This is a genomic window from Mesorhizobium sp. M0011, from assembly GCF_040324155.1.
Classification (GTDB): domain Bacteria; phylum Pseudomonadota; class Alphaproteobacteria; order Rhizobiales; family Rhizobiaceae; genus Mesorhizobium.
Genome location: NZ_JAMYVQ010000032.1, coordinates 25,181 through 49,097 on the forward strand (window position 1 = coordinate 25,181; position 23,917 = coordinate 49,097).

General features: G+C 63.5%; 29 protein-coding genes. 24 read left to right on the top strand and 5 right to left on the bottom strand.

The features are described from left to right. Window positions 1-79: 79 nt before the first annotated feature. Both rimM and trmD read left to right on the top strand, forming a co-directional pair. On the top strand, window positions 80-679 hold the full coding sequence (gene rimM, locus NKK51_RS26725) for a ribosome maturation factor RimM (RefSeq protein WP_352555117.1): 600 nt from the start codon (window positions 80-82) through the stop codon (window positions 677-679). Continuing rightward, the gene (trmD, locus tag NKK51_RS26730) at window positions 676-1,380 is read left to right on the top strand and encodes a tRNA (guanosine(37)-N1)-methyltransferase TrmD (protein ID WP_352555118.1); all 705 of its coding nucleotides are present in this window, start codon (window positions 676-678) and stop codon (window positions 1,378-1,380) included. Before rimM ends, trmD begins: the two co-directional genes overlap by 4 nt. Here trmD and NKK51_RS26735 read toward each other — a convergent pair. Further along, entirely contained in the window at window positions 1,362-2,114 is a 753-nt protein-coding gene (locus NKK51_RS26735) for a sulfite exporter TauE/SafE family protein (RefSeq protein ID WP_352555119.1), read from the bottom strand. The genes trmD and NKK51_RS26735 overlap by 19 nt on opposite strands. Window positions 2,115-2,442: 328 nt before the next feature. Between NKK51_RS26735 and rplS the strand changes: the two genes are divergently transcribed. The 7 genes from rplS to leuC all read left to right on the top strand — a co-directional run bounded on the left by rplS (window position 2,443) and on the right by leuC (window position 8,433). After that, on the top strand, window positions 2,443-2,991 hold the full coding sequence (gene rplS, locus NKK51_RS26740) for a 50S ribosomal protein L19 (protein ID WP_023811269.1): 549 nt from the start codon (window positions 2,443-2,445) through the stop codon (window positions 2,989-2,991). A 139-nt stretch (window positions 2,992-3,130) separates the two neighbouring features. After that, window positions 3,131-3,565 (top strand): organic hydroperoxide resistance protein, encoded by a 435-nt coding sequence (locus tag NKK51_RS26745; RefSeq protein WP_023811268.1) that lies wholly within the window; start codon window positions 3,131-3,133, stop codon window positions 3,563-3,565. Further along, window positions 3,562-4,065: a MarR family winged helix-turn-helix transcriptional regulator gene (locus tag NKK51_RS26750; RefSeq protein WP_128304256.1), complete on the top strand. Its 504-nt coding sequence runs from the start codon at window positions 3,562-3,564 to the stop codon at window positions 4,063-4,065. Before NKK51_RS26745 ends, NKK51_RS26750 begins: the two co-directional genes overlap by 4 nt. A gap of 176 nt (window positions 4,066-4,241) precedes the next feature. Beyond that, entirely contained in the window at window positions 4,242-5,039 is a 798-nt protein-coding gene (locus NKK51_RS26755) for a transporter substrate-binding domain-containing protein (protein WP_128304255.1), read from the top strand. 210 nt (window positions 5,040-5,249) lie between these two features. Continuing rightward, window positions 5,250-6,062 (top strand): amino acid ABC transporter permease, encoded by an 813-nt coding sequence (locus NKK51_RS26760; protein ID WP_352555122.1) that lies wholly within the window; start codon window positions 5,250-5,252, stop codon window positions 6,060-6,062. Window positions 6,063-6,116: 54 nt separating this feature from the next. Then, complete coding sequence (locus NKK51_RS26765; protein WP_352555123.1) at window positions 6,117-6,752, top strand: class I SAM-dependent DNA methyltransferase; 636 nt, start codon at window positions 6,117-6,119, stop codon at window positions 6,750-6,752. A 271-nt stretch (window positions 6,753-7,023) separates the two neighbouring features. Then, window positions 7,024-8,433 (top strand): 3-isopropylmalate dehydratase large subunit, encoded by a 1,410-nt coding sequence (gene leuC / locus NKK51_RS26770; RefSeq protein ID WP_127297674.1) that lies wholly within the window; start codon window positions 7,024-7,026, stop codon window positions 8,431-8,433. 39 nt (window positions 8,434-8,472) lie between these two features. Here the strand turns inward: leuC and NKK51_RS26775 are convergent, their stop codons facing one another. After that, a complete protein-coding gene (locus NKK51_RS26775; protein WP_127267369.1) occupies window positions 8,473-8,790 on the bottom strand; it encodes a hypothetical protein in 318 nt (105 codons plus the stop codon). Window positions 8,791-8,949: 159 nt separating this feature from the next. Between NKK51_RS26775 and NKK51_RS26780 the strand changes: the two genes are divergently transcribed. Continuing rightward, window positions 8,950-10,146: a GGDEF domain-containing protein gene (locus NKK51_RS26780; protein WP_352555124.1), complete on the top strand. Its 1,197-nt coding sequence runs from the start codon at window positions 8,950-8,952 to the stop codon at window positions 10,144-10,146. A 75-nt stretch (window positions 10,147-10,221) separates the two neighbouring features. Then, a complete protein-coding gene (locus NKK51_RS26785; protein ID WP_352555125.1) occupies window positions 10,222-11,439 on the top strand; it encodes a GGDEF domain-containing protein in 1,218 nt (405 codons plus the stop codon). Between the two features lie 63 nt (window positions 11,440-11,502). On the opposite strand, the gene NKK51_RS26790 is transcribed toward NKK51_RS26785, so the two are convergent. Then, entirely contained in the window at window positions 11,503-11,865 is a 363-nt protein-coding gene (locus NKK51_RS26790; RefSeq protein WP_352555126.1) for a hypothetical protein, read from the bottom strand. 263 nt (window positions 11,866-12,128) lie between these two features. On the opposite strand from NKK51_RS26790, the gene NKK51_RS26795 reads away from it, so the two are divergent. From NKK51_RS26795 to NKK51_RS26820, 6 genes are all read left to right on the top strand, one after another. Continuing rightward, window positions 12,129-12,557, top strand: a complete 429-nt coding sequence (locus tag NKK51_RS26795; RefSeq protein ID WP_023811256.1) for a hypothetical protein — start codon at window positions 12,129-12,131, stop codon at window positions 12,555-12,557. A gap of 260 nt (window positions 12,558-12,817) precedes the next feature. Beyond that, window positions 12,818-13,237, top strand: a complete 420-nt coding sequence (sdhC, locus tag NKK51_RS26800; protein WP_128304249.1) for a succinate dehydrogenase, cytochrome b556 subunit — start codon at window positions 12,818-12,820, stop codon at window positions 13,235-13,237. Window positions 13,238-13,239: 2 nt separating this feature from the next. Then, complete coding sequence (sdhD, locus tag NKK51_RS26805) at window positions 13,240-13,635, top strand: succinate dehydrogenase, hydrophobic membrane anchor protein (RefSeq protein WP_128304248.1); 396 nt, start codon at window positions 13,240-13,242, stop codon at window positions 13,633-13,635. A 1-nt stretch (window position 13,636) separates the two neighbouring features. Continuing rightward, a complete protein-coding gene (gene sdhA / locus NKK51_RS26810; RefSeq protein WP_352555127.1) occupies window positions 13,637-15,472 on the top strand; it encodes a succinate dehydrogenase flavoprotein subunit in 1,836 nt (611 codons plus the stop codon). Window positions 15,473-15,481: 9 nt separating this feature from the next. Further along, window positions 15,482-16,261, top strand: coding sequence for a succinate dehydrogenase iron-sulfur subunit (locus NKK51_RS26815; protein ID WP_013528877.1), 780 nt, complete (start codon window positions 15,482-15,484; stop codon window positions 16,259-16,261). A 33-nt stretch (window positions 16,262-16,294) separates the two neighbouring features. Next, window positions 16,295-16,924, top strand: coding sequence for a YceH family protein (locus tag NKK51_RS26820; protein WP_352555129.1), 630 nt, complete (start codon window positions 16,295-16,297; stop codon window positions 16,922-16,924). A gap of 51 nt (window positions 16,925-16,975) precedes the next feature. Here the strand turns inward: NKK51_RS26820 and NKK51_RS26825 are convergent, their stop codons facing one another. Continuing rightward, complete coding sequence (locus NKK51_RS26825; RefSeq protein WP_352555130.1) at window positions 16,976-17,401, bottom strand: OsmC family protein; 426 nt, start codon at window positions 17,399-17,401, stop codon at window positions 16,976-16,978. 220 nt (window positions 17,402-17,621) lie between these two features. Between NKK51_RS26825 and NKK51_RS26830 the strand changes: the two genes are divergently transcribed. The 3 genes from NKK51_RS26830 (at window position 17,622) to NKK51_RS26840 (ending at window position 18,864) form a co-directional block, all read left to right on the top strand. Then, window positions 17,622-17,843 (top strand): hypothetical protein, encoded by a 222-nt coding sequence (locus tag NKK51_RS26830; RefSeq protein ID WP_352555132.1) that lies wholly within the window; start codon window positions 17,622-17,624, stop codon window positions 17,841-17,843. After that, on the top strand, window positions 17,840-18,196 hold the full coding sequence (locus NKK51_RS26835) for a YciI family protein (protein WP_352555134.1): 357 nt from the start codon (window positions 17,840-17,842) through the stop codon (window positions 18,194-18,196). The genes NKK51_RS26830 and NKK51_RS26835 overlap by 4 nt, the downstream gene beginning before the upstream one ends. A 140-nt stretch (window positions 18,197-18,336) precedes the next feature. Continuing rightward, a complete protein-coding gene (locus NKK51_RS26840) occupies window positions 18,337-18,864 on the top strand; it encodes a hypothetical protein (RefSeq protein WP_352555136.1) in 528 nt (175 codons plus the stop codon). Window positions 18,865-19,104: 240 nt separating this feature from the next. Here the strand turns inward: NKK51_RS26840 and NKK51_RS26845 are convergent, their stop codons facing one another. Beyond that, window positions 19,105-20,382 carry a ubiquinone biosynthesis hydroxylase gene (locus NKK51_RS26845; protein WP_352555165.1) on the bottom strand — a complete coding sequence of 426 codons (1,278 nt, stop codon included), beginning with the start codon at window positions 20,380-20,382 and terminating at the stop codon, window positions 19,105-19,107. A gap of 98 nt (window positions 20,383-20,480) precedes the next feature. On the opposite strand from NKK51_RS26845, the gene tesB reads away from it, so the two are divergent. The 4 genes from tesB to NKK51_RS26865 all read left to right on the top strand — a co-directional run bounded on the left by tesB (window position 20,481) and on the right by NKK51_RS26865 (window position 23,896). Beyond that, window positions 20,481-21,356 carry an acyl-CoA thioesterase II gene (gene tesB / locus NKK51_RS26850; protein ID WP_013528888.1) on the top strand — a complete coding sequence of 292 codons (876 nt, stop codon included), beginning with the start codon at window positions 20,481-20,483 and terminating at the stop codon, window positions 21,354-21,356. A 217-nt stretch (window positions 21,357-21,573) separates the two neighbouring features. Beyond that, a complete protein-coding gene (locus NKK51_RS26855; RefSeq protein ID WP_013528889.1) occupies window positions 21,574-21,912 on the top strand; it encodes a P-II family nitrogen regulator in 339 nt (112 codons plus the stop codon). Between the two features lie 13 nt (window positions 21,913-21,925). Then, window positions 21,926-23,365 (top strand): ammonium transporter, encoded by a 1,440-nt coding sequence (locus NKK51_RS26860; RefSeq protein ID WP_502902504.1) that lies wholly within the window; start codon window positions 21,926-21,928, stop codon window positions 23,363-23,365. Between the two features lie 255 nt (window positions 23,366-23,620). Further along, the gene (locus tag NKK51_RS26865) at window positions 23,621-23,896 is read left to right on the top strand and encodes a hypothetical protein (RefSeq protein ID WP_013528891.1); all 276 of its coding nucleotides are present in this window, start codon (window positions 23,621-23,623) and stop codon (window positions 23,894-23,896) included. Window positions 23,897-23,917: the final 21 nt, after the last annotated feature.

Genomic DNA, 23,917 nt, shown 5'->3' on the forward strand with positions numbered 1-23,917 from the left:
CGGGTTAGGAAGCGGTGAAGAGCGCGTCATTGAAATGACGATCGGGGAGCGTTAGAGCAAAGCCAAAGGATTTAGCGCCATGAGCAAGCCCCAGAACCCTGTCCAGATGGCCGTGATCGGCGCCGCCCATGGCATCAAGGGCGAATTGCGGGTGAAGACCTTCACCGGTGAACCGCTGGCGCTGGCCGACTACGGCCCGCTCTACGCCCGTGACGGCCGCGCCTTCCAGATCATCGACATCAGGCCCGCCAACACCGTCGTCGTGGTCCGCTTCAAGGGCGTTGCCGACCGCAACGCGGCCGAGGCGCTGGCCGGCACGGAGCTGTTCGTCGACCGTTCGATGCTGCCGGACGACGGCGAGGAAGACGAGTTCTACCATGCCGACCTCGTCGGCCTCGAAGTCCGCGACGAGACGGGTGCCGCACTCGGCAAGGTCGTCGCGGTGCACAATTTCGGCGGCGGCGACATTCTCGACGTGACGCTGGGCGGGCGCAAGGGCGTGCTGATCCCGTTCACACAGGCTGCCGTGCCGCAAGTGTCGATCGCCGAAGGCTTCGTCCGTGTCGACCCGGCGGCGGCCGGACTTGTCGAGGACGAGGATGGCGACGGCCCGCGAGAGGAAGACTTCGATCCGAAGGGCAGGCCGCGCGGACCGAGCGATGCCGGGGGCAACCGGTGAGTTTTTCCGCTTCGGTGCTGACGCTTTACCCCGAGATGTTTCCCGGCGCGCTCGGCCTGTCGTTGGCCGGCCGGGCGCTCGAGGCCGGCACGTGGTCGCTGGAGGCGATCCAGATCCGTGACTTCGCCACCGACCGTCATCGCACCGTCGACGACACGCCGGCTGGCGGCGGTGCCGGCATGGTGATGCGTGCCGATGTCCTGGCCAGGGCGATCGACCATGCTTCGCCGGAAGGCGACGCAAGGCCACGGCTGTTGATGAGCCCGCGCGGCAAACCGCTGACGCAGGCGCGCGTGCGCGAACTGGCCGCAGGGCCTGGCGCCGTCATCCTGTGCGGCCGCTTCGAAGGCGTCGACCAGCGGGTGATCGACGCGCGGGGATTAGAGGAAGTCTCGATCGGCGACTACATCCTCTCTGGCGGTGAGCCGGCAGCGCTTGTACTGCTGGATGCCGTGGTGCGGCTGTTGCCCGGTGTGATGGGAAACGCCGTGTCGGGCGAGGAGGAGAGTTTCGAAAACGGCCTGCTTGAACATCCGCATTACACGCGGCCGCAGGAGTTCGAGGGACGCGAGATTCCCGATGTGCTGATTTCGGGCAATCACAAGAAGATCGCCGCATGGCGGCGGGCGCAGTCGGAAGCGCTGACGAAAGAGCGGCGTCCTGATTTGTTGGGCGCCGCCGCTCAGCCTTTCCAAAAGTAATAGAAAGCCAGAAACAGGCCGACGGCGACGACGAAGCCGCGCACCGCGTTTTGCGGCACGCGCTTGGCGATCCAGACGCCGGCATAGCCGCCGAGCGCGCCGCCCGGGATCATGATGATCGCCTGCGGCCAGGCGACGACGCCGCCCGAGACGAAGACGACGATCGCGACAGCGGCGATGACCATGGCCAGCATGTTCTTCAACGCGTTCAGCCGGTGGTAGTCGCCGGCTTGTGTCAGGCCGAGCGTCGCCAGCATCATCACGCCCATGCCGGCGCCGAAGAAGCCGCCATAGATGGCGGTGAGAAACTGCGCCAGGGAGCCGGCGAGCGAGCCCACCGCCGCTTCATGGCCGGGCTTCGGCACCGGTTTCAGCCAGGGGCCGGCGGCGAACAGGGCCGTCGCGGCTAGCAGCAGCCACGGCACCAGAGCGCGAAACGAGGGATTGTCGAGCGCCAGTAGGATCAGCGCGCCGGCCAGCGCCCCGATCGCCGAGATCAGACAGAGCAGCAGCGCGCCGCGCCAGAAATGCCTGATGTCGGCCGAATAGGCGAGCGTCGAGGTGATGTAGCCCGGAAATTGCGTCACCGAGGAGGTGGCGTTGGCGACGATCGGCGGCAGGCCGACCAACGTCATGGCGCCGAAGGTGATGAAGGTGCCGCCACCGGCGACCGCATTGGCGGCGCCTGACAGAAAGCCCGCCAGAAAGAGCAGGATGGCATCGAAGACAGACATGAATTGCGGCCGCTCAAAACTGTGTTATTTCAGGCTTAGAAAGCCTGAACGACCGGCGCAACCCGGCACGGCAGGATTACGATGGTGCCATGCGAGCAGAAAATGCGCTGCCAAGGCGTGACAAAGCGGCGAAATAGCTGTATGTGCCCGCCCGTACCGGCCAGAAAGAATCTGCCGGACCCGTCAACAATGACGGTGTAGTCGCCCCTGCCTGATGTTTCAAAGACAAATGTCTTGGAGACAAAGGGCATAGCCAAGCGGTCAATGGAACTGCAAGGCGAGTGTCGGACGCTCTGACTGTCGGAAGAACAAGAAGTGGACTTTTGAGATGGATATTCTCCGTCAGCTCGAGGCCGAACAGGCCGCCAAGATCGAAGCCAAGCGCAAGCTTCCCGAATTCCAGCCCGGCGACACCGTGCGCGTCCAGGTCCGCGTGACCGAAGGCACCCGCACCCGCGTCCAGGCCTATGAGGGCGTCGTCATCGCCCGCGCAGGCGCCGGCTTCCAGGAGAACTTCACGGTTCGCAAGATTTCCTACGGTGAAGGCGTCGAGCGCGTGTTCCCGGTCTACTCGCCGATGGTTGAAGGCGTTGAAATCGTTCGCCGCGGCAAGGTGCGTCGCGCCAAGCTCTACTACCTGCGCGATCGTCGCGGCAAATCGGCCCGTATTTCGGAAAACACCGGCGTGCGCGCCCGCAAGCTGAACGACGAGGAGCGCGATGCTCTGAACGCCGAGAAGGCCCGCATCGAGGCCGAGAAGGTGGCAGCCGCCGAGGCTCTGGCCGTCGAGAAGGCCGCTCAGGACGCCGCCGAGAAGAAGGCCGCCGCCGAGGCAGCTGAAGCCGCAAAGGCAGCCGAAGCAGCCACCGCCGAATAAGTTTTTCGGCGAGCAAGTTTGAAAAGGCGGCTTCGGCCGCCTTTTTTCGTTTCCGGGGCTGGCTGGCGGAAAAGTCGGCGGTTGACTCGATTTACATCGTGTACTAAACAATCGTACGCGATTTAAATGGAGAAATGAAATGCCTGCATTGTATTCTACCCAAGCCCGCGCCGTCGGCGGCCGTGCCGGCCATGTCCAGAGCGACGATGGCTTGCTCAGCCTCGATCTTGCCATGCCCAAGGAGCTTGGCGGCAAAGGTGGCGCCACCAATCCCGAACAGCTTTTCGCCGCCGGCTATGCCGCCTGCTTCGAAAGCGCCATGCGCTTCATCGCCGGCAAGCAGAAACTGCCGCTGCAGGATGCCTCGGTGACGGCAAATGTCAGCCTGCACAGCAATGCGCAGGGCGGATTTGTGCTCGGCGTTTCGCTGGCAGCGGAAACAAAAGGTCTTGATCAGGCGGCGGCGGAAGCGCTTGTATCGGCGGCGCACCAGGTTTGCCCCTATTCCAACGCCATCAAGGGCAACATCGAGGTGGCGCTTTCGGCTAAGGCGCTTCCGGCAAAGGCAGCATGAACACAAAACAGACGGACGATACCACGCAGGCCTCGGCGGATTTCGCCGGGGTGCCGAAACTCGACGAACAGATCTGCTTCGCCCTCTATTCGGCTAGCGGGCTGATGACACGGCTCTACCGGCCGTTGCTCGAACCGCTCGGCCTCACCTATCCGCAATATCTGGCGATGATGGCGCTGTGGGAGCGAGCGCCACGCACGGTGGGTGGACTCGGCGAGGTGCTGGGTCTCGATTCGGCGACGCTGACACCCCTGCTCAAACGGCTGGAGGCGGGCGGCTTCATCACCCGCCGGCGCGACGCTGCCGACGAGCGCCGGGTGCTTCTGGAGCTGACAGCCAAGGGACAGTCGCTACGCGGGCCCGCCAAAGACGTTGCTGTCCAGATACTCTGCCAATTTCCCCGCCTCAGCGCGGTCGAACTGGATGGCCTGCACCGCATCCTGGCCAAGCTCATTGCTGGGCTGCGCGAGACGGACGCCAAGGCACCGGCGGCTGACTGACCGCCGGCCAAGGCACGGATCTCCCGGAATCTTCCGATCGAGAGCATTGGAATCCGATTTCGCCCCAGGCGACACGGCAGAGCGTCTTGCATGACGCTTGCGGAAAGCTAAAGTCGGCGCCGGATTTTCCTGCAAGCCCGGCCATGCCCGGGTCATCAATTCCCGGGGAGTGTGTCATGACCAAATCGAAACTGCTGCTGGCGGGCCTGCTTGCCCTCGTCCTGGCACCCGTTGCCGCCTTCGCGCAGGCGCTGCCCGACCTCGGCGGCAAGAAGGTGGTGGTTGTGACCGAAAACGCCTATCCGCCGCTGCAGTTCATCGATGCCAAGACCGGCAAACAGATCGGCTGGGAATATGACGCGATGAACGAGATCGCCAAGCGGCTCAATTTCACGGTCGAGTACCAGAACACTTCCTGGGACGCGATGATCCAGGCGGTTTCCGACAACCAGTACAACATTGGCATGACCGGCATCACCATCAAGGACGACCGCAAGGAGAAGGTCGATTTCTCCGACCCCTATATGCGCTCGGAACAGTTCATGCTGGTGCGCGGCGATGAGAGCCGCTTCACCGACGCCAAGACCTTCGGCGCCTTCAAGGACGGGCTGGTCGGCGCGCAGGCCGGCACCACGCCCTTCTACACCGCCGTGTACAGCGTGCTCGACGGCAATGAGCAGAACCCGCGCATCAAACTGTTCGAGACGTTCGGCGCGACCGTGCAGGCACTGAAATCAGGCGACGTCGATGTTGTTTTGACCGATGGCACCGCCGGCAAAGGCTATGTCGACGCCTCCGAGGGCAAATTGAAGCTGATCGGCGGGCCGCTCGGTACCGAGGATTTTGGGTTTATCTTTCCGAAGGGTTCGGACCTGGTGAAGCCGGTCAACGCGGCCATCGCGGCGTTGAAGGCTGACGGGACGCTGGATGCACTGAACAAGAAATGGTTTCTTGATTACAAGATGGGGCAGTAGTTCGCTGAACCTCACGCAGACACGGCGCTTGAACACCCCCCTCTGCCCTGCCGGGCATCTCCCCCGCAAGGGGGGAGATCAGCTGTCCGCCCTGCCTTCGCGTACCTCCAGCATTGAAGAAAAGGCGCGGGCATTGAAGCTGCCAATCTCCCTCCTTGCGGGGGAGATGGCCGGCAGGCCAGAGGGGGGTGCCTTGGCGCAATCCTTCTGATGCAGGTCCCTTGCTCTTCCTCCAAAGCCGACTTCCCCTGGTGGCTCGTCGTTGCCGTAACCCTCGCCATCGCGGTGGCCGTCTTCGTCGCCACCAGCAACCTCTATACCCAGGTGTTTGCCACGGTCGCCAAGGGCATCGGCGTCACCATCTTCGTCACCGTGATTGCCTTCGTGCTGGCTTCGGCCATGGGTCTCGGCATCGCGCTGATGGGAATGTCCGGCTCGCGCTGGCTGCGCCAGATCGCGCGCTTTTATGTCGAGATCATCCGCGGCGTGCCGATCCTGGTGCTTCTGTTCTGGATCGCCTTTGCCGGTGCACCGGCCTTCGTCGCGGCTTGGAACGCGCTGACCGCGCCGCTGCAAAGTGCCGGCCTGTTCGGCGAGCTTTTGGTGCGCGACGTGTCGCTGCTCTGGCGCGCCATCATGGCGCTGACCATCGGCTATTCGGCTTTCATCTCGGAGGTTTTCCGGGCCGGCATCCAGTCGGTGGAGAAGGGCCAGATCGAGGCGGCGAAGGCGCTTGGGCTGACCCGCGCTCAGCGCTTCCGGCTGATCGTGTTCCCACAGGCGATCCGCACCATCCTGCCGCCGCTCGGCAATGATTTCGTCGCTTTGGTCAAAGATTCCTCGCTGGTCTCGGTGCTCGGCGTTGCCGACATCACGCAGATGGGCAAGGTCTACGCCGCCGGCTCCTTTCGCTTCTTCGAGACCTATTCGATAACGGCCTATATCTATCTCATCCTGACCGTCGGCCTGTCGCTGGCGCTTAGGACGCTGGAGCGGCGGCTGCGCCGCCAGCACGAGGAATAGTTTTTCGGCGAAGACAGCATTACGATCCCCGAGCATTCCCTTTGAGGAGGTCCCATGATCGTCGACAAAGCCAATGCGGCGCTGGATTCCGTCTACACGGCCGACACGCCGGAAGCGCTTGAGGAGGCCTATGCCGCGTGGGCCGCGACCTATGACACCGAGACCGCCTCGCTCGGCTACCTCCTGCCTTTCCTGATCACCGCCTGGGTGGCGCGCCATGTGCCGGCGGGCGATGGCCCCTTGCTCGATGCCGGCTGCGGCACCGGCCTGTCGGGACCGTCGCTGAAGGCGCTCGGTTACCGCGACATTGCGGGGCTGGACCTCTCGCACGATATGCTGAAGATCGCCGGCAGCCGCAATGCCTACAGCGAACTGAAGCAGGCAATGCTGGGCGACACGTTGCCATGGCCTGACGGCCACTTCCGCGCCTTCTTCTCGACCGGCGTGTTCACCATCAGCCATGCGCCGGCCTCTAGCCTGCACGAGTTGGTGCGCATCACCCGCAAGGGTGGCCATGCCATCTTCACCGTGCGTGACCAGGTGTTCGAAAGTGGCGGCTTTCAAGCCGTGTTCGATGAGCTGGAGCAAGCTGGGAAATGGCGACCGGTCGAGGAAAGCCCGTGGTTCCGCTGCTATGCGATCGCCGAGCCCGAAGCGCTGGTGAAGACGTTTGTGTTTGAAGTGATCTGAGCGGAGAGGTTTGGGTTCTGCGAAGACACGCCGCAATTGCCGAAAACCCAAAACATTGGTATGAGCCACGCCATGGAAGAGCTTTTTGGCGATCCGGCCTACAAGGGGTTCGTGCTGCAGGACAGGAAACGCCTGCCGTCGCGCTTTTCCGCGCGCGTGTCCGGGGCGCTGACCAGCCGACTACCCTAGGCCGACCTGTCCAGGTCGTTTTCGCCGGGCCGCAAGTCAGGCGTCTGCTCTTTCCCATTCTCATATCGACGGATTTACGCACATGAGCGCACCGCGCACCCTCTACGACAAGATTTTCGACGACCATGTCGTCGACCGCCAGGACGACGGCACCTGCCTGCTCTATATCGACCGCCACCTGGTCCATGAAGTGACCAGCCCGCAGGCCTTCGAAGGCCTGCGCATGACCGGCCGTAAAGTCCGACATCCGGAAAAGACGCTGGCCGTGGTCGATCACAATGTCTCGACCTCACCCGAGCGCAAGTTCGGCATCAAGAACGAGGAAAGCCGTATCCAGGTCGAGGCGCTGGCCAAGAACGCCAGGGATTTCGGCGTCGAATATTATTCCGAGAATGATATTCGCCAGGGCATCGTCCACATCATCGGTCCGGAGCAGGGCTTTACTCTGCCCGGCATGACCATCGTCTGCGGCGACAGCCACACCTCGACGCATGGCGCTTTCGGCGCGCTGGCGCATGGCATCGGCACGTCCGAGGTCGAGCATGTTCTGGCGACACAGACGCTGATCCAGCGCAAGGCCAAGAACATGCTCGTGCGTGTCGACGGCCAGCTGCCGCAGGGCGTCACCGCCAAGGACATCATCCTGGCCATCATCGGCGAGATCGGCACCGCCGGCGGCACTGGCTATGTCATCGAATACGCCGGCGAGGCGATCCGTGCGCTGTCGATGGAAGGCCGCATGACGATCTGCAACATGTCGATCGAAGGCGGTGCGCGCGCCGGCCTTATCGCCGCCGACGAGACGACCTTCGCCTATGTCAAGGACAAGCCTCGCGCGCCGAAGGGCGCGTCCTGGGATGCGGCACTCGAATACTGGAAGACGCTGCAGTCCGACGAGGGCGCGCATTTCGACAAGGTGATCGTGCTCGACGCGGCCAAGCTGCCGCCGATCGTCTCCTGGGGCTCCTCGCCCGAGGATGTGGTGTCGGTGCAAGGCATCGTGCCGAACCCGGACGACATCGCCGATGAAAACAAGCGCACCTCCAAGCAGCGCGCGCTCGACTATATGGGTCTGACGCCGGGCACCAAGATCACCGACATCACGCTCGATCGCGTCTTCATCGGTTCCTGCACCAATGGCCGCATCGAAGATCTGCGCGCCGTCGCCAAGGTGGTCGAAGGCAAGACGGTCAGCCCGCATGTCGACGCGATGATCGTGCCGGGCTCCGGACTGGTCAAGGAACAGGCGGAAGCCGAAGGCCTCGACAAGATCTTTGTCGCCGCCGGTTTCGACTGGCGCGAGCCGGGCTGTTCGATGTGCCTGGCCATGAACGACGACCGGCTGAAGCCGCATGAACGCTGCGCCTCGACCTCGAACCGCAATTTCGAGGGCCGGCAAGGGTTCAAGGGCCGCACCCATCTGGTGTCGCCGGCGATGGCGGCCGCGGCGGCGATCGCCGGCCACTTCGTCGACATCCGGGAGTGGAAGTAACCCGGATTTGAACAGAACCCGAGCCGCGCCCGGCTCGGGTCAGCTCTTTCCGTCGCGGCGGACGAGTTCGTGGAACTCCTCGCGGCGTCCCGGCTGTTCGGCGGCGACCACAAGCGCAAGCTGTTGTTCCTCGAAGAGCTTGAACCATTCGTCCCATTCGACAAGTTCATAGCCTCCCGCATTGAGCGGCCGTTCAGGCTGGTCCTGATCCTGATAGGCGTGCTGGCCGAAGACCAGCCTCAACATGGGCTGCGTCCCCGCCTCCGGCGATATGTCGACGATTGCGGGAAAGCCGGCGCGCCCGGCAGCCCATGAGCGGATCGCATCGTGGTCGGTCAGTGTGATTGTGTCGGCCATGGGTCGCTCCAGATTGTGAACGGAGGAACGCTGGCTGGGGTCTGCGGTTCCCTGACATTATTTTGAGGCGGCGGTCCTGCTTGCCGCATGGCTTAACCGCTTGTTTGGGCTTGCCCTCTAAGCTCTTCCCTGACGTAAGCTAGGGGAAGTCACAGTCGGTTGGACACGGGTCTGCTCATTGCGCTGCTCAACCCGACGATCGCGCTGGCGCTCGGCGCGGCGTTCCTTGTGCTATGGTCCTATCAGCGCCACCGCCCCTATCTGGCCGTTCTGGCGATCAGCTACAGTCTCTCGGCGGCTGGCTTCCTGCTCCAGTATTTCACCTTGCCCATCGGGATGCCGCTGACCAAGCTTACGTCGAACATCTGCTTCACCATCGCTGCCTGCTGCCTGTCCAGCGCCGTCATCCACCGTTATGGCCGCAAGGTGCCCTCTGTGGGGATCGCCGTGTTGGCGGGCGGCGGCCTGGCGTCGTTATGCTGGTTCCTGTTCGTCGCGCCGGATCTCACCTGGCGCATCCTGGCGATGAATTTCGCATTCGGCGGCATCAGCCTTCTGGTTGCCGCCGAACTGCGCCCGGTACGCAACAACGGCCCGACCGAAAAAATCCTGTTCGTGCTGTCGCTGCTGTCGGGCGTCAATTTCTTCGTGCGCACCCTTGCCGTCGTCATCGCGCATGGGCCCTTCGCCAGCTATGACGGGTTCTATGGCTCGTCCTACTGGACGACGGCGCTGCTGTCGCACGCGCTGCTCTCGCTGCTCATCGCGCTGTGCCTGTTTTCCGCCGCGGCACTCGACGTGCTGAAGGCATTGAAGACCGAGACCTATACCGACCCCCTGTCGGGCCTGCTCAACCGGCGTGGCTTCGAGGAGCGAGGCATGCTGCTCTTGCAGCACTGCGCCTCGGCCCGGTTCCCGGTCGCGCTAGTGCTGGCCGACCTCGATCATTTCAAGGCGCTCAACGATGTGCATGGGCATGGGGCGGGCGATCGGGTGATCGCCGACTTCGCCGCCAAGCTTCGGTCGGCGGCCGGCGCGCGCGGTGTTGCCGGGCGTATCGGCGGCGAGGAATTCGCGGTGCTGCTGCCCCTCAGCGATCTTGCGGCGGCGCGGCTGTTCGCCGAAGCGGTGCGCACCGTCTATTCGGCCGGCCATGTCGACGGGCTTCCCCCAGGAACGAAGGTGACGGCAAGCTTCGGCGTGGCGGCCCGCAGCGGTGGCGAGGCGCTGGAGCCGCTGATGCGCCGTGCCGACGATGCGCTCTACAAAGCCAAGAAGAACGGCCGCGACAGCGTACGCCTGTCCTATGAGCGGCCGGAAACGGCGTTCCTGCCGGAGCCGCTCAAGACCGGCTGAATCTGTCCGGCCGGGACGGCGTTAACGTCTTCTTCGCCCGTCGATGATTAGCTGTCGGCGCGGGTGCGGGAGAACATGAGCGGCGCCAACTTCATCCTGTTGATCAATCTGTCGGTTGCCGGCCTGCTGGCGGCATCCTTCATGGCGGTCGCCTTCCACGATGTCGGCCGGGCGCCGGCGCGCTGGCTGGCATTTGGCTATCTGCTGGGCATGGCCTATTCGGCCATCGAATTCTCCATTCCCGCTTTTGCCGACGCGCGGCTTCCGGTCGTTGCCGCCTTCGCGGTCTTCCTTGGCGCCACCATTGCGTTCAATGGCGGGCTTGCCCGCAAATACGGCGTGGCGGCGCCCTGGAAGCCGATGTTGTTTTTCCTGTTGGCCACCACCATAGCCGTGTATTTCGTGCAGGACCTGCCTCGCCAGTCGCTCATCCGCATCATGGCTTACCAGCTTCCCTATGCGGTCATGCAGTTCGTCGGGCTGGCCATCGTCTGGTCATCGAGGCAAAAGCTTGCCCGTCTCGATCGCATATTGATGGCCGTGCTGGCGGCGAGCGGCCTGCAGTTTGCCTCCAAGCCGTTCATCGCGCATGCGCTCGGCGGCTGGGGCGCCAATCCGCAGGCCTATCTGCAAAGCAACTACGCGCTGGTGTCGCAATCGCTCGGCACTGTCTTTGCGCTGGCGCTGGCGCTGCTGATGCTGGCCATCCTGGTTCGCGACGTGCTTGCCGAAGTGACGTCGAAGTCGGAGACGGACACGCTTTCGCGCCTGCTCAACCGCGGCGGCTTCACCCGCCATGCCGAGCTGGCGGTGCTTGGCGCGATGCGGCAAGGCGTGCCGGTCGCGCTGGTCATCGCCGACCTCGATCATTTCAAGAGCGTTAACGACAGTTTCGGCCATGCGTCAGGCGACCGGGTGATCGAGATTTTTGCAGGCTTCCTGCGCGAAGCCGCCGCCGCGCATCACGTTGCCGGCCGCATCGGCGGCGAGGAGTTCGCCATCATCCTGCCGGGAACCAACCTTGCCGCGGCGCGGCTGTTCGCCGAGGGCACGCGCAGCGCCTTTGGCGGGCTGCCCATCGACGGGCTGCCCGCTGACAACCGCTGCACCGCGAGCTTCGGCGTCGCCGAACTTCATCCGAGCGAAGACTTTGCCGATCTGATGCGGCGCGCCGACCAGGCGCTCTATCAGGCGAAGAATGCCGGGCGCGATTGCGTGCGCGTCTCCGCCGGGCCTGCCGGCAATTGGTCGTCAGCCGGAATGGAAGCCAGAGCAATTTCAGGAAAAGTGTGAAACGGTTTTCCCGGGAAAAGCGCATAGCGCTTTCTCTTGGGAAATTGCGTCCAGACAAAGAGTCTAACGGCAGGGGCTGAGCTCGGGCATCTCGCCGTCGGAGAGACCGTACATATAGGAGCGGCCCTTCACCAGCACCGGCGGCCGGTAGCAATCGCTGTATCCGCTGATCTCGTCGGCTTCGTTCTCGTAGATCACCTTGGGCTGGCCGGCGCTGGTGTAGTCGGATAGCTGCTTGGCCAGCCTGCCTTCGCCGACGATGATGCGCTTGTAGCCGGCGGCGCTGTCGATAACGAGATTGCCGAAGGAATCAGCGTAGACACGATCCTGATGCCGGGCGCCGGCGAGCGCTGGCGCTGCAAGGCCAACGACCGAGGCCGCTACGATGAGCGCCGCAAGGCGCGATCTGCCTGAATTCGAACGCATGGCGTCCTCCGTGTCTTGAGGGAAAGCCTCCTCGAATCAGAAATTAACGTTTTCTTAACCTTTGTTAAGAGGCCGGTGCGTTTGGCGGCAATGTCTCGGTAAACATGGTTAATATCCGTTAATATCCGACTGGATGGAAAACCCGTTGGCCATCATTCGGCCATGCTCGGCCGCACCATCGCGGCTGGTGTCCGTCTCGGCGTCGGGATGACCTTGATCTTGGCAAAGCATCGCGGCTGGTTTGCCGCGCGGGAGGACAGCATATGGCGCTACGCCGGCCGAATTGGGTCTCCGTTTTCCCGTTGCTCGGGATCGCCGCTGGCTGTGTGCCGCAGGACAGCGCGCCGAAGGCGGCCAATACCGTGGTCGTCTCACCTGCACCGGCTCAGCAGTCCGTCGCAGCCGCGGCGCCTCCGGCAGCTGCAACCAAGATCATCACCGACCTTACCGCGCCTCGGTCCGGCATAGGCGCGGCCACCTACAGATGCGGCAACAACGGTATGATTTCTATCCAAAATCTCGGTACATCGTTGCGTGTGGTCGGGTCCGACGGCGCGACCGAGGAGTTTGCGGCCTCGCCCGCCAACCAGAGCAGCCGCTACCAGGCGGTCACGCATGACGCAATCGTGATCGACGGACGCGAGGCGTTGGTGATGAAGAAGGGGTCGACGCCGCAGACCTGCAAACGCTGACGCCAATCTCAACACCGCTGGGCCCTTGGGTCAGACATGTTGCACTGCAGCGATATCGAGCCGGCTTCGGGCCTCCCGGCCTAATCGATTGAAGCCCAAGCCGGCCTTTTAGTCAGACTAAATTACGTTTTCGAAACGGTTTTCTGGCTTTGACGCGGTGCAAAAAGAGCATTAGAAACCGGCTGTCCGAAGTCGCAACCGGAAGCGGCAATGCCGCATTTCCACCTGAGGCTCCAGAGAGACGCCGAACTGGGGGAGCCATGAGCAAATCACCAGCCACCCGCGAATTTGTCAGACGTGAACGGCCGATTTCGCCGCACCTCACCGTGTACCGGCCGCCGATCACCATGACGATGTCGATCATTCACCGCATCACCGGTGGCGCGCTGTATTTCGGCACGCTGCTGGTCGCCCTGTGGCTGATGGCGGCGGCAAGCTCGCAGGCGACGTTCGATTGGGCCAATTGGGCCTTCGGCACCTGGCTCGGCCGGCTCATCCTGTTCGGCTACACCTGGGCGCTGATGCACCATATGCTGGGTGGCGTGCGCCATCTGGTCTGGGACACCGGCGCGGGTCTGGAGAAGCATACCGCCTCGAAGATCGCCTGGGCGACGCTGGCCGGCTCGATCCTGCTCACCCTGCTGATCTGGATCGCCGGCACTATGGCGCGGGGAGCCTGACCATGAGCGGCAAAAACACCGACATGCGCACGCCGCTGGCGAGGGTCCGCGGCCTCGGCTCCGCCCGTGAGGGCACCGGGCATTTCTGGCGCCAACGCCTCACCGCGATCGCCAACATCCCGCTGATCCTGTTCTTCGTCGGCTTCCTGATCGCGCTCAACGGCGCCGACTACGCACATGTGCGGGCAGCTCTTGCCAACCCGTTCGTGGCGCTAGTGATGGCCCTGGTGCTCATTTCCGGGCTTACCCATATGCGGCTCGGCATGCAGGCGATCATCGAGGATTACGTGCATGGCGAAGGCATGAAGCTGGCGCTGATCGCGCTCAATACATTTTTCACCATAGCGGTCGGCGTCGCCTCGATCTTCGCCCTGCTCAAGCTGGCATTCGGAGGCTGAGTTGGCCAAGGACGCGAAACAAGCCAACACGGCAGGCTATACCTTTGTCGACCACAAGTTCGACGTGGTGGTCGTTGGCGCCGGCGGCGCCGGCCTGCGCGCCACGCTCGGCATGGCCGAACAGGGGCTGCGCACCGCCTGCATCAGCAAGGTGTTCCCGACCCGCTCGCACACGGTGGCGGCGCAAGGGGGCATTGCCGCCTCGCTGTCCAACATGGGTCCCGATTCCTGGCAGTGGCACATGTACGACACCGTCAAGGGCTCGGACTGGCTGGGCGATGTCGACGCCATGGAATATCTGGTGCGCGAAGCGCCGGCCGCGGTCTACGAGCTCGAACATTACGGCGTGCCGTTTTCGCGCACCGAAGAGGGCAAGATCTACCAGCGGCCGTTCGGCGGCCACATGATGAACTATGGCGACGGCCCGCCGGTGCAGCGCACCTGTGCCGCCGCCGACCGCACCGGCCACGCCATCCTGCACACGCTCTACGGCCAGTCGCTGAAGAACAACGCGCAGTTCTTCATCGAGTATTTCGCGCTCGACCTGATCATGGAGCCGGACGGCACCTGCACCGGCGTCGTCGCCTGGAACCTCGATGACGGCACCATCCACCGTTTCTCCGCCAAGATGGTGGTGCTGGCGACCGGCGGCTATGGCCGCACCTATTTCTCGGCCACCTCGGCGCACACCTGCACCGGCGACGGCGGCGGCATGGCCGCGCGGGCAGGGTTCCCCCTTCAAGACATGGAGTTCGTGCAGTTCCACCCGACCGGCATCTATGGCGCCGGCTGCCTGATCACCGAGGGCGCACGCGGCGAGGGCGGCTATCTCGTCAACTCCGAGGGCGAGCGCTTCATGGAGCGCTACGCGCCGTCGGCCAAGGACCTTGCCTCGCGCGACGTCGTCTCGCGCTGCATGACGCTGGAAATCCGCGAGGGTCGCGGCGTCGGCAAGAACAAGGACCACATCTTCCTGCATCTCGACCATCTCGATCCCGCCGTCCTGCATGAGCGGCTGCCGGGCATTTCGGAATCGGCCAAGATCTTTGCCGGCGTCGACCTGACCAAGGAGCCGATCCCGGTGCTGCCCACGGTCCACTACAATATGGGCGGCGTGCCGACCAATTACTGGGGCGAGGTGCTCAATCCGACGGCGCTCAATCCAGACCAGGTGTCGCCCGGATTGATGGCTGTCGGCGAAGCCGGCTGTGCCTCCGTGCATGGCGCCAATCGGCTCGGTTCGAATTCGCTGATCGATCTTGTGGTGTTCGGCCGCGCGGCCGCGATCCGCGCCGGCCAGGTCATCGACCGCAAGTCGGCGATCCCTTCGCCCAACGAAGCCTCGGTCGAAAAGATCATGGACCGCTTCGACCGGCTCCGCCACGCCAACGGCTCGACGCCGACAGCGGTGCTGCGCGAGAAGATGCAGAAGGCGATGCAGGAAGACGCGGCGGTGTTCCGCACGCAGGAATCGCTGGAGAGCGGCTGCAAGCGCATTTCGCAGCTCTGGGGCGAGTTGAAGGACATCAAAGTGTCCGACCGCTCGATGATCTGGAACTCCGATCTGGTCGAGACGCTGGAGCTGGAAAACCTGATGGCCAATGCCATCACCACGGTCTACAGCGCCGAGGCGCGCAAGGAGAGCCGTGGCGCGCACGCACGCGAGGACTTTTCGGCGCGCGACGACGCGGTCTGGCGCAAGCATACGCTGGCCAGGCTGAGCGAAGACGGCAAGGTGACGCTCTCCTACCGGCCGGTGCACACTGAGCCGCAGCTGGCTGAAAAGGACGGCGGCATCAGCCTCGCCAAGATCGCGCCCAGGGCCAGAGTGTATTGAGGATCGAACATGGTTGAACTCACGCTCCCCAAGAATTCGCAGATCAAGCCGGGAAAGACCTGGCCCAAGCCCGAGGGCGCCACCAATCTGCGGGAGTACCGCATCTATCGCTGGTCGCCGGACGATGACGAGAACCCGCGCATCGACACCTATTTCGTCGACATGGACGATTGCGGGCCGATGGTGCTCGACGCGCTGCTGTGGATCAAGAACAAGATCGACCCGACGCTGACCTTGCGGCGTTCCTGCCGCGAAGGCATTTGCGGCTCCTGCGCCATGAACATCGACGGCTCCAACACGCTCGCCTGCACCAAGGGCTGCGACGACATTTCCGGCGCGGTAAAAGTCTACCCGCTGCCGCATATGCAGGTGGTCAAGGATCTTGTGCCGGACCTCACCAATTTCTATGCCCAGCATGCCTCGATCCAGCCCTGGCTGAAGACGGTGTCGCCGGAGCCGGCCAAGGAGTGGCTGCAGAGCCATGAGGACCGCGAGAAGCTCGACGGGCTCTACGAATGCATATTGTGCGCCTGCTGCTCGACCTCGTGCCCGAGCTATTGGTGGAACGGCGACCGCTATCTCGGCCCGGCAACGCTTCTGCAGGCCTATCGCTGGCTGATCGATAGCCGCGACGAGGCCACCGGCGAGCGGCTCGACAACCTCGAAGACCCGTTCCGGCTCTATCGCTGCCACACCATCATGAACTGCGCGCAGACCTGCCCCAAGGGCCTCAACCCGGCCAAGGCGATCGCCGAGATCAAGAAGATGATGGTGGAGAGAAGGGTTTAGGCGGTTGGTCGGTTGCCGGCGAAAGCAAATCCAATGAGCGATGACCTTCCCATCCTCTCCCCGGTAGAAGCCCGTGTGCTCGGCTGCCTGATCGAGAAGAAGGAGCTGACGCCGGATGTCTATCCGCTGACGCTGAATTCAGCACTGGCCGCCGCAAACCAGAAGACGGCGCGCGAGCCGGTGATGGCGCTGGAACAGGCCGAGGTGCACCGGGGGCTGAAGCTGCTGGAACAAAAGGGTCTGGTGCGGCAGATGTTCGGTTCGCGTGTCGAGCGCTACGAGCACCAGATGGCGCAGCGCTTCTCGCTGACCACGCCGCAGACCGCTTTGATCGGCCTGCTGTTGCTGCGCGGGCCGCAGACGGCCCATGAATTGTCGGCGCGCACCGAGCGCATGGCACGGTTTTCGTCGATCGAAGATCTGCGCGCCGAACTCGACATGCTGATCGGACGTCGGCCGCCACTCATCGAGGAAATCCCGCGAGGACCGGGCCAGCGCGAGGACCGCTACGTGCATCTGCTGAGCGGCCCGGTGGACGTTGCCGCCCTTTCGGTGCAGCGAAGTGCATCGGCCCTGCCTGCTTCCGACCTGGAGGCGCGGTTGGAGGCACTGGAGCAGGAAGTCGCCGCACTGCGTGCTCGCCTGGACGCGCTGGGAGCATAGGCCGGCGCGCGCCTGGCGTTCGCGCCGGGCCTTTACACGGATGCAGCGCTTTCAGCCGAGCCGGGCATCAAGCGATACGTTTATGGCGCCGAGCGCCTTCGAGACCGGACATCCGGCCTTGGCCTTTTCAGCCAACTCCCCAAATTTCGCCGCATCGATGCCAGGCACCTTGCCGACCACGGTGAGTGCGCTCCCGGTGATCCCCGTGCCGGGAACCAGCGTCACCACGGCCTTGGCGTCGAGTTCGGCGGCGGGGGTGCCGTTCTCGGCCAGGAAATGCGAAAACTGCATGGCAAAGCAGCCGGCGTGCGCGGCGGCGATCAGTTCTTCCGGATTGGTGCCGGATTTGCCACTCTCGTCCTCGAAGCGCGCCTTGAACGAATAAGGCGTGCCCTTCAAGGTTCCGCTCTGGGTGTCGAGCGTGCCCGTGCCCTCTTTCAGATCGCCTTTCCAGATGGCGTTTGCGGTGCGGTCCATGAATTCCTCCTTGTTACAGCGGTGGCGCCGGCCAGGCGGCGTTCCTCCCAACTATAGCGCGGGCGCGAGGGAAGGCCACCGCGCTGTTTGCGCGCGCATGCAGCGCCGGCGGACCGCGCCGAATCTTTTTTTGAAAAAATCTGCGTGCAAAAATGTCGACTTGCATCGGCCCCGACCGTCCTGCGGGGACCACGGATTCTCGTGGCGGATGGAGGTTCGGATGAACAATCTGTTTTCTGCCCATTGGACAAGCACCGGCCGAAGGGCTGATCTAGGGGAAAGCGACCCGCTGCATGTGCCGCCCTCCGGCTTCGGCCGGCTGCTTGCGGCAGTTGCCATTATCGGCATTGCGGTCAGCCTTCTCGATCATGTTGCTGCCGGCAAGGACTCAACCGATATCGTGATCGCCTATGGTTCGTCACAGCAAAGGAGCTGGAAATGAGATATGTCTGTCTGGTCTATGGCGAGGAAAACGACCTCCATGCCATGACGCCGGAGCGTCTGGCCAAGCTCGATGCCGATTCCATGGCTCATGACCGGTCATTGGATCAGCGTGGGATGCTGATCGTCGCACAGGCGCTCCAATCGGTGAAGACGTCGAAGACGCTGCGGCGACGCCAGGGCAAGCGGCTGATCACCGACGGCCCGTTCGCCGAAACCAAGGAGCAGTTGCTCGGCTTCGTCATGATCGAGGCGGACAATCTCGACCAGGCGCTGGAGATCGCTGGCGAGATCCCGCTGGCCGAAATAGGCACTATCGAGGTGCGGGCGATCTACGATGTGCCGGGGTCATAGCCCCCGCCATGTGCTACAGCCACGCGGAAACCAAGACATTCGATTGAAAGATCGTCCTGGTTCATTTCGTGCGCAACTTTTGCGTGTTGAAGCAAGGCGAGAGTTCTCCTATCGTCGCCGGGGTTCTTGGGGATTTCGACATGCCTTTCCTGATTGCTATCCTTGGCGTGATGGGCGCGGCGGCGTTCTGGTGGTACCGGATGAAGGCCATGAACGAGGCCGCGCGTGACGTTGCGGACGTTGTCGGGCGCGTACAGGGCAACATCCGCCGCAAGAAGCTGCGCAAGCAGGCAGCGCTGTCGCCGCTGACGGCGATCGATGATCCGGTCGTAGCGGCGGCTACGCTGATCACGTCGATCGTCTCCGAGGATGGGCCCATACTGCCGCAGCGCGAGGCCGTCATCCGCGCCGTGATTTCCGAGATCGCCGACAAGAAGAAAACGGACGAGGCGGTGGTCTACGCCAAATGGGCGGCGGCGCAAGTCGACGACACCACCGTCGTCATCGACAAGCTGGCGCCGTTTCTGCGCGAACGTCTCGATGTCGCCGAGCGAAACGATCTGCTGCAGATGGTCAACCGCGCCGCCCAGGGCGGCGAGAAACGCCTCGAAATATCCGACCAGAGGATATTGCGGCTGCGGCAAAAGCTGGGTTTTGAGGTCAATTGATCGCATACCTTGGCGATTGGCGGAAACGCCCATCGCTTTCGTCATCCTGGGGCGGAGCAAGGAGCGAAGCGACGCGGCGCAGACCCCGGGATCCATGCCGCGACTCAAACGCGTCACCACGGTGCAGAATTCTGCTCCGCTGCATTCTTCAGCCAAGGTCGCGGCATGGATCCTTGGGTCTTCGCTCCGCTTCGCGTCGCTACGCCCAAGGATGACGACGTTGGGGATGCTGGCGGCGGGTCAAATCGCCTCGCCCTTCAACAGTCTTGGCGTGCCGGCGGACAGTCCCGACGCCTGGCGGATGAAGAATTCCTTCAGGCGCGGCATGCGTTCGACGAGGCCGAGGCCGATGTCGCGGACGGTGCGCAGCGGGCCGATGTCGTTGGAAAACAGCCGGTTCAGCGCGTCCGTGGTGATGCCCATCTGCACCGTGTCGAAGCGGCGCCACTGCTGGTAGCGCTCGAGCACGTCGAGCGCGCCGATATCCCGGCCGAGCCGGTCGGCCTCGACGATCACCTCAGCAAGGGCCGCGACATCCTTGAAGCCGAGATTGAGGCCCTGGCCGGCGATCGGGTGGATGCCGTGGGCGGCATCGCCGGCGAGCGCGATGCGGGGTGCGACGAAGGCGCGCGCAATGGTCAGGCCGAGCGGCCAGGCGCGCGGCTTGTCGGCGACGCGGATTTCGCCAAGCTTCAGGCCAAAGCGCTGCTCGAGCTCGTGTTCGAAGAGGAGATCGTCACCGGCCACCAGCTTCTCGGCATCGGGCGTACGTTCGACCCAGACGATCGACGAACGGTTGGTGCCGTCCTCGCCGGGTTTGAGCGGCAGTGTGGCGAAAGGCCCGGCCGGCAGGAAATGCTCTTCGGCGCGACCATTGTGCGGGCGTTCATGCGCCACCGTGCAGACGATGCCGGACTGGCCATATTCCCACTTCACCGTCTTGATGCCGGCCATGTCGCGCAGCTTCGAGTTGACGCCGTCGGCGGCGACCAGCAGCCGGGCCTTCAGCGTCGCGCCGTCGGCGAGATGCACGGTGATGCCGGCGCCGTTGGTCTCGAACCCCTGCACGGCGACGCCTTCGATGATGTCGATGCCGAGTTTTTCGGCACTGGCCCGCAAGGCGCCGTTCAGCACCCTGTTGGCGACCATATGCGCAAAAGGCTCGCCCGGCGCCACTTCGCCGTCGAAGGTCAGGAAGACCGGACGCACCGGATCGGCAGTGCGCGAATCGGTGATGATCATCTCGGTGATCGCCTGCGCCTGGGGCACGATCTCGGCCCACACGCCGAGCTGGTCGAGCATGCGGCAGGCGGCGGCGGCAATGGCCGAGGCGCGGCCATCCCTTTGCCAGGCGCCAGCAGGTGCGGCATCGACGAGAGCGATGGCGAGATCCGGTCGCGCCTGCTTCAGCGATACGGCGGCGGCCAGGCCGACATAGCCGGCGCCGGCGACCAGGACATCGAGCCCAGATCTTGTTTTCGCGTTTGCCCCGGTTTTCGTGTCCGCCTTGCGTTCCATCATCTTCGCTCCTGCGCGCCGGCCGGGTCTTGCGCCCTTGACTGCCTGTCCGTCCTGTCGGAAACCGCCATAACACTTCTGCGGCGAGGGCGCGAAATATGACGGCAGCCATGGACGAGCTTCTCGGCATTCTCGACCTCGAGAAGCTGGAACACAATCTGTATCGTGGTCGCAGCCCGCTGCTCGACTGGCAGCGCGTGTTCGGCGGCCAGACCATCGCCCAGGCGCTGGTGGCGGCGCAGCGGACAGTGGATCCCGATCGGTACGTGCATTCGCTGCACGGCTATTTCATGCGGCCTGGCGACACCAAGGTGCCGATCGTCTACGAGGTCGACCGTATTCGCGACGGCGGCTCCTTCACCACGCGGCGCGTGGTAGCGGTCCAGCACGGCCAGGCGATCTTTTCGCTCGAAGCCTCGTTCCAGCAGGATGAGGTCGGCCTGGAGCACCAGGTGCCGATGCCGCAGGACGTTCCGGGGCCGGACACATTGCTGTCGCAGCGCGAATTGCTGGGCAAATTCGGCGAGGCGGTGCCCGATGGCATCAAACGCTACTGGGAGCGCGACCGGCCGATCGAAATGAAGCCGGTGATGCTCAAGCATTACACCAGCCGCGAAAAACTGGAGCCAAAGCAGAACATCTGGATCCGCACCACCGGTCCGGTGCCGGCGGACCGCGCCATCCAGGCGGCGGTGCTCGCCTATCTTTCCGACATGACACTGCTCGACACATCGACCTTCGCGCATGGCCGCGCCATTTTCGACCGCGATATCCAGGCGGCGAGCCTCGACCACGCCATGTGGTTCCATCGCAGTCATGCGCTCGACGACTGGATGCTCTACACGCAGGACAGCCCGTCGACACAGGGGTCGCGCGGCTTTACGCGCGGGTCGCTATTTGCCCGCGACGGCACGCTGATCGCCTCGGTTGCGCAGGAAGGGCTGATCCGGCTTAAGCGATCGCCTGCAGAGTAGGCATTTTCCAAAAATTGCCTAACTTTTAAGCAGATGCACCGCCGCAGCTGTGGGCAGGTTGCGTCGGTGCGCTCCCGAAACTGTTTGCTTACAATAGGTTAACACCCTGCTTCGGCACTTGGCACGGAGCTTGAATCCTTGTGGGCACTCTCCGGCTCTTTGGGATCGGTGAAGGTGTGCAAACGCGGGGGACCGCAACAGCAAAGGGTGAAACCTTATGAAAATCGTGATGGCAATCATCAAGCCGTTCAAGCTCGACGAGGTACGCGAAGCGCTTACCGCCGTCGGCATCCAGGGCCTGACCGTCACCGAAGTCAAAGGCTACGGGCGTCAGAAAGGGCATACGGAGATCTATCGCGGGGCGGAATACGCGGTCAGCTTCCTGCCGAAGATCAAGATCGAAGTCGCGGTCAGCGCCGACATGGTCGACAAGGCCGTCGAAGCCATCACCGCCGCCGCCAAGACCGGCCAGATCGGCGACGGCAAGATCTTCGTTTTCGGCATCGATCAGGCGGTGCGCATCCGCACCGGCGAAACAGACACCGACGCGCTCTGAGCGGCGATCACGTATTCCAATGGAGAGTTCAATGAATATTCCTTCCACCTTGAAGTCAGTGGCGCGCTCCGCGCTGCTGGGCTCGTTCGCACTCGGAGCATTGGGCACGGTCGCCGCATTGGCGCAGGAAGCGGCTCCCGCCGCGGCTGCAGCAGCGCCAGCTTTCACCGTCGACAAGGGCGACACCACGTGGATGATGATTTCCACCGTTCTGGTGCTGTTGATGACGGTTCCCGGCCTTGCGCTTTTCTACGGCGGCCTGGTTCGCAGCAAGAACATGCTGTCGGTGCTGATGCAGGTCTTCACCATCACCAGCGTGGTCATGATCATCTGGGTTTTCTACGGCTACAGCCTCGCCTTCACCCCGGGCAACGCCTTCGTCGGCGGCCTTTCCAAGATGTTTCTCTCCGGCGTCGATGTGACGACCCTGTCGGAAACCTTTACCAAGGGTGTCGCCATTCCTGAACTGGTGTTCGTCGTCTTCCAGATGACCTTCGCCTGCATCACGCCGGCCCTGATCGTCGGCGCCTTCGCCGAACGCGTCAAATTCTCCGCTTTGATCCTTTTCGTGATCCTTTGGGTCACTTTCATCTACTTCCCGATCGCTCATATGGTCTGGTTCTGGGGCGGCCCGAGCGCTTATAGCGATCCGACCGGCCTCATCTTCAGCTTCGGCGCCATCGACTTCGCCGGCGGCACGGTCGTTCACATCAATGCGGGTATTGCCGGCCTCGTCGGCGCGCTCATGATCGGCAAGCGCAGCGGCTACAAGAAGGACCTCATGGCGCCGCACTCGATGACGCTGACCATGGTCGGTGCTTCGCTGCTGTGGGTCGGCTGGTTTGGCTTCAACGCCGGTTCGAACCTTGAAGCGAACGCCTATGCGGTGCTGGCCATGATCAATACCTTCGTCGCCACGGCGGCGGCGGCGGTCACCTGGATCGTGCTTGAATCGCTGCTGCGCGGCAAAGCCTCCATGCTTGGTGCTGTTTCGGGTGCGGTGACCGGCCTCGTCGCCGTCACGCCCGCTGCCGGCTTTGCCGGCCCGATGGGCGCCATCGTGCTCGGCATCGTCGCCACCTTCGTCTGCTACTTCTTCGTCTCGGTGGTGAAGAACGCGTTCGACTACGACGACAGCCTTGATGTCTTCGGCGTCCACTGCATCGGCGGCATCATCGGCGCGCTCGGCACAGGCATCCTGGTCAATCCTGCCCTCGGTGGCGCCGGCATTGTCGACTATTCGACGGCCGACTTTGCTGCCGGCTATGCCGGCACGGCCACACAACTCCTGGCGCAGGCCAAGGGTGTCCTGGTGACCCTGTTGTGGTCGGGTATCGGCAGCGCCATCCTCTACAAGATCGTCGACCTGATAATCGGCCTGCGTCCGACAGCCGACGCAGAGCGCGAAGGCCTCGACCTCACCTCGCATGGCGAAGCGGCCTATCACTCGTAAGCCCTGTGCGAGGCGGCCTCGGCCGCCCCGCATTCTCCCATCCCGTCGTGACGCTCCCGAAAGGAGTTCACGCATTGAGGCCCGGATCATGTCCGGGCCTCTTTTTTTGGCAAGCCATTCCGGCAATGGGCGGCTTCACGCAATCACGTTCGGGTGATCAGGTTTTTTGAGGAAACAACGACCGCTCTGGTTCCGAACAGTGGAGGCGATCGTCGTTCTGACGCTCGTGCCAACAACAGGGAAGGAAACCATCTCATGAACCTCAAGAACATCTGCCTCGGAGCGCTTGCTCTTTCCATGATAGGCGGCGTGGCTTTTGCCGGTGCTCTGGATGAGCCCGACAACATGGCGCCGTTCTTCACGGACTCCGGCATGAAAACCATGAAGCCGATGGCGGATTTCAAGACAGCCTTCATGGCCATGCCGATGGAAAAGCAGGAAGCGATGAAGAAGGAATGCCAGGATGCGGCGATGAGCAAGCCGCATGCGGAATTCTGCGCCAATGTGCAGGCGCTCGGCGGCGCCAACTGATTTGCCGCGATCGGGCCGAGA

Excerpts from the sequence above, each read along its gene's own strand:
- rimM (WP_352555117.1), top strand. The coding sequence starts at position 80 with ATGAGCAAGCCCCAGAACCCTGTCCAGATGGCCGTGATCGGCGCCGCC.
- NKK51_RS26735 (WP_352555119.1), bottom strand. The coding sequence starts at position 2,114 with ATGTCTGTCTTCGATGCCATCCTGCTCTTTCTGGCGGGCTTTCTGTCA.
- rplS (WP_023811269.1), top strand. The coding sequence starts at position 2,443 with ATGGATATTCTCCGTCAGCTCGAGGCCGAACAGGCCGCCAAGATCGAA.
- NKK51_RS26745 (WP_023811268.1), top strand. The coding sequence starts at position 3,131 with ATGCCTGCATTGTATTCTACCCAAGCCCGCGCCGTCGGCGGCCGTGCC.
- NKK51_RS26750 (WP_128304256.1), top strand. The coding sequence starts at position 3,562 with ATGAACACAAAACAGACGGACGATACCACGCAGGCCTCGGCGGATTTC.
- NKK51_RS26755 (WP_128304255.1), top strand. The coding sequence starts at position 4,242 with ATGACCAAATCGAAACTGCTGCTGGCGGGCCTGCTTGCCCTCGTCCTG.
- NKK51_RS26760 (WP_352555122.1), top strand. The coding sequence starts at position 5,250 with ATGCAGGTCCCTTGCTCTTCCTCCAAAGCCGACTTCCCCTGGTGGCTC.
- NKK51_RS26765 (WP_352555123.1), top strand. The coding sequence starts at position 6,117 with ATGATCGTCGACAAAGCCAATGCGGCGCTGGATTCCGTCTACACGGCC.
- leuC (WP_127297674.1), top strand. The coding sequence starts at position 7,024 with ATGAGCGCACCGCGCACCCTCTACGACAAGATTTTCGACGACCATGTC.
- NKK51_RS26775 (WP_127267369.1), bottom strand. The coding sequence starts at position 8,790 with ATGGCCGACACAATCACACTGACCGACCACGATGCGATCCGCTCATGG.
- NKK51_RS26785 (WP_352555125.1), top strand. The coding sequence starts at position 10,222 with ATGAGCGGCGCCAACTTCATCCTGTTGATCAATCTGTCGGTTGCCGGC.
- NKK51_RS26790 (WP_352555126.1), bottom strand. The coding sequence starts at position 11,865 with ATGCGTTCGAATTCAGGCAGATCGCGCCTTGCGGCGCTCATCGTAGCG.
- NKK51_RS26795 (WP_023811256.1), top strand. The coding sequence starts at position 12,129 with ATGGCGCTACGCCGGCCGAATTGGGTCTCCGTTTTCCCGTTGCTCGGG.
- sdhC (WP_128304249.1), top strand. The coding sequence starts at position 12,818 with ATGAGCAAATCACCAGCCACCCGCGAATTTGTCAGACGTGAACGGCCG.
- sdhD (WP_128304248.1), top strand. The coding sequence starts at position 13,240 with ATGAGCGGCAAAAACACCGACATGCGCACGCCGCTGGCGAGGGTCCGC.
- NKK51_RS26815 (WP_013528877.1), top strand. The coding sequence starts at position 15,482 with ATGGTTGAACTCACGCTCCCCAAGAATTCGCAGATCAAGCCGGGAAAG.
- NKK51_RS26820 (WP_352555129.1), top strand. The coding sequence starts at position 16,295 with ATGAGCGATGACCTTCCCATCCTCTCCCCGGTAGAAGCCCGTGTGCTC.
- NKK51_RS26825 (WP_352555130.1), bottom strand. The coding sequence starts at position 17,401 with ATGGACCGCACCGCAAACGCCATCTGGAAAGGCGATCTGAAAGAGGGC.
- NKK51_RS26830 (WP_352555132.1), top strand. The coding sequence starts at position 17,622 with ATGAACAATCTGTTTTCTGCCCATTGGACAAGCACCGGCCGAAGGGCT.
- NKK51_RS26835 (WP_352555134.1), top strand. The coding sequence starts at position 17,840 with ATGAGATATGTCTGTCTGGTCTATGGCGAGGAAAACGACCTCCATGCC.
- NKK51_RS26840 (WP_352555136.1), top strand. The coding sequence starts at position 18,337 with ATGCCTTTCCTGATTGCTATCCTTGGCGTGATGGGCGCGGCGGCGTTC.
- NKK51_RS26845 (WP_352555165.1), bottom strand. The coding sequence starts at position 20,382 with ATGGAACGCAAGGCGGACACGAAAACCGGGGCAAACGCGAAAACAAGA.
- tesB (WP_013528888.1), top strand. The coding sequence starts at position 20,481 with ATGACGGCAGCCATGGACGAGCTTCTCGGCATTCTCGACCTCGAGAAG.
- NKK51_RS26855 (WP_013528889.1), top strand. The coding sequence starts at position 21,574 with ATGAAAATCGTGATGGCAATCATCAAGCCGTTCAAGCTCGACGAGGTA.
- NKK51_RS26865 (WP_013528891.1), top strand. The coding sequence starts at position 23,621 with ATGAACCTCAAGAACATCTGCCTCGGAGCGCTTGCTCTTTCCATGATA.